This window comes from Bacillus sp. SIMBA_154 (assembly GCF_046536015.1).
GTDB classification, from domain to species: domain Bacteria; phylum Bacillota; class Bacilli; order Bacillales; family Bacillaceae; genus Bacillus; species Bacillus pumilus_P.
This window is the reverse complement of sequence record NZ_JAWJBV010000619.1, coordinates 1-240: the sequence shown is the minus strand read 5'-3', so window position 1 is coordinate 240 and position 240 is coordinate 1. Positions and strand designations below refer to the sequence as shown.

Annotated in this window: 1 protein-coding gene; it reads right to left on the bottom strand. The window is 47.9% G+C overall.

The genetic code is table 11. The features are described 5' to 3' along the window. On the bottom strand, positions 1–240 hold a 240-nt coding region (locus R0K30_RS23360), incomplete at both ends, for an inositol monophosphatase family protein (protein WP_410613396.1).

The window sequence follows — 240 nt, the reverse complement described above, 5'->3', positions numbered from 1 at the left end:
CGGTGCTACAAATATTTGTTTATCGTGCTCACCTTCACGCTTAAATGCCCCATTTTTAGCCGTTGCATAACAGGTCACGCCCGTTGCTGGCCAATGAATAACCCCCAGCACTGGGTGGTTATTTTCTATCAATGCAATATTAACGGCAAAGTCACCACTTTCGAGTATAAATGCCCCGGGGCCATCCATTGGGTCAAGGAACCAATACCGTTGCCAGTGCTGTCTATCTTGCAACGCTGG